Below are 2,028 nucleotides of genomic sequence, written 5' to 3'. Positions count from 1 at the left end.
TTATTGAGAAATATGATGGTAATAAACTTATATCAGTGGCTGATATTTTAAAAAATCATGGATATAATACTTATTTTCAAGCTTCTAATACTACTCAATCACAATTAAGTGTTATGTTGAAGACTTTAGGATTTGATCGAATTTTTGGCTACGAAGATAAAAGGATGCACAAAATGGAGCCTGAAGGAGCTAAGTGATAGTGATTCCTTTGATTTGTTATTTGAAAATTTAAATACAATTAAACAGCCATTTTTTTATGGGATGTATACTGTTGGAACTCATATTGGATTAGATAGCCCTTCAAAAAAATTTAAAGATGGTAATAATCCTTACAAAATAAATTTTATAACTTTGATTACCAATTAGGTAGATTTATTAAAAATTTTAATGCGGCTCCTATTTCAGATAATACAATTTTGATTCTAACGGCTGATCACTCAAGTTTCCCAGATCCAGAGTTTAAAAAGACATTTAAAACTAAAAGTAATTACTTTGTTGATAGAGTACCATTTATCATATACAAGAAAGGAATTAAACCGGCTATATTCAATGCTAATGGTTTAAATTCTTTATCTATTGCCCCCACCATATTAGACATATGTGGGATAAAAAAAGGTGTTAACAAATTTCTTGGGATCTCTATTTTTGATAAAGTTCAGCCTTCTAGACTAAATAGAATAACAGCCATTGGATCTGAGGTTTTTAATACTGAAAATAATGAGATTAAATTTTAAATGATTCAGAATTGAAGGATAAAGTTATCAAGTTACAGATTTATGGTGGTTAAAAAATCTAAATTATGAATTTTGAATTGATAATGTGTACATATAATGGATCTCAATTTGTCGAAAACAAATTGAGAGTATTTTTACACAAAATGTTTTACCAAATCTATATTTGTTATCGATGATGGATCGTCTGATAATACTATTGAAGTAGTAAAAAATACTTTTAAACATTTCAATTATTTTAACTTTTATATAGTAAATACTACAAGGAATGGAACTAAAATAATTTTTGTCATTCCTTAAGCTTTGTAATGCAGATTATATTTTTTTCTGATCAAGATGACATATGGTTGCCCAATAAAATTGAAATTTTTTCAAAAAAATCCTTGAAAATTATGATTCTGAAAAACCGCAGCTTTATTTTAGTGACTGTAATCTATTATTGAATGATGTAGTCAAAATCAGACTTTTTTAGTTACCAGGGGCTAAGTCACAATTTTTTCGATGATGATAGTATTTTGTATCGAAACTGTGTGCAAGGAGCCTCTAGCTGCATAAACAGAAAGATGCTGGAGTTGATTTTAGAATCTTTAAAATTTGTTGAAATAGATAATTTGTATATGCATGATTGGTGGATTGCTCTGTTAGCTAAATATTATGGTGAAGCTATTTTTATTCCTGAGCCTACTTTGTTATATCGTCAGCATGCTAATAATCAAATTGGTATTTATCATAAAAAAAGCAAGATTTTTTCACATCATTAAAAAATTTAGAAAATTTTATTCAAATTTTAAATTAGCAATCAGTCAGGTTGCAGAGCTGGAAAAGCTGGTTTTGTTTATTCCAACTTCAACTCTTTCAAAAAATAAGCTTCGGAAATATTCTCATGTCCATGTGATTAAAAATTTATTCTTAGAATTTTGAATTTGTAAGAGGTAAGAATGAAATTTGCTATTTGCATACCAACTTACAACGCTGAAGATAGTTTGCCATATTTGATTGAGTCTTATTATAAACAGAATATTAAGGCAAGTCAGTTTATTATTATTGATTCATCTTCAACGGACAAGACATGCGAATTGGCTCAAAAAGCAGGTTTTCAGATTCACCTAATTGATCAATCTGATTTTAATCATGGTAGTACCCGGAATTTATTTTATCTTTTTGTCTGATGATATTGATGTGATTGTTTTATGACACAAGATGTTATTTTCACTAATGAAAATTCGTTAAAAGCTTTAGTGTCCTCTTTTCTTGGTCTAATATATCGGCGGCTTATGGACGTCAACTACCACATCAA

General features: G+C 28.5%; 4 protein-coding genes and 1 pseudogene. All 5 read left to right on the top strand.

Going from position 1 to position 2,028, the window contains the following annotated elements:
• Nucleotides 1-197: hypothetical protein (locus tag HPC37_RS10705; RefSeq protein ID WP_208123095.1), on the top strand; the 197-nt coding region annotated here is incomplete at its 5' end.
• A 150-nt stretch (nt 198-347) separates the two neighbouring features.
• A pseudogene (locus tag HPC37_RS11340) lies at nt 348-734 on the top strand (sulfatase-like hydrolase/transferase); the annotation flags it as partial.
• A gap of 159 nt (nt 735-893) precedes the next feature.
• A complete protein-coding gene (locus HPC37_RS11335) occupies nt 894-1,031 on the top strand; it encodes a hypothetical protein (RefSeq protein WP_427915973.1) in 138 nt (45 codons plus the stop codon).
• 263 nt (nt 1,032-1,294) lie between these two features.
• Nucleotides 1,295-1,492, top strand: a complete 198-nt coding sequence (locus HPC37_RS10695) for a glycosyltransferase family protein (RefSeq protein WP_208123094.1) — start codon at nt 1,295-1,297, stop codon at nt 1,490-1,492.
• 177 nt (nt 1,493-1,669) lie between these two features.
• The gene (locus tag HPC37_RS10690) at nt 1,670-1,900 is read left to right on the top strand and encodes a glycosyltransferase family 2 protein (RefSeq protein WP_208123093.1); all 231 of its coding nucleotides are present in this window, start codon (nt 1,670-1,672) and stop codon (nt 1,898-1,900) included.
• Nucleotides 1,901-2,028: the final 128 nt, after the last annotated feature.

Origin of the sequence: Spirabiliibacterium mucosae (assembly GCF_014884965.1) — a bacterium.
GTDB classification, from domain to species: Bacteria; Pseudomonadota; Gammaproteobacteria; order Enterobacterales; family Pasteurellaceae; genus Spirabiliibacterium; species Spirabiliibacterium mucosae.
The sequence above is the reverse complement of the archived record's forward strand: the minus strand, read 5'-3'. Positions and strand labels throughout refer to the sequence as shown.

Bases quoted from the DNA above. Each gene is read 5' to 3' on its own strand.
- HPC37_RS10695 (WP_208123094.1), top strand. From the start codon at position 1,295: ATGCTGGAGTTGATTTTAGAATCTTTAAAATTTGTTGAAATAGATAAT.
- HPC37_RS10690 (WP_208123093.1), top strand. From the start codon at position 1,670: ATGAAATTTGCTATTTGCATACCAACTTACAACGCTGAAGATAGTTTG.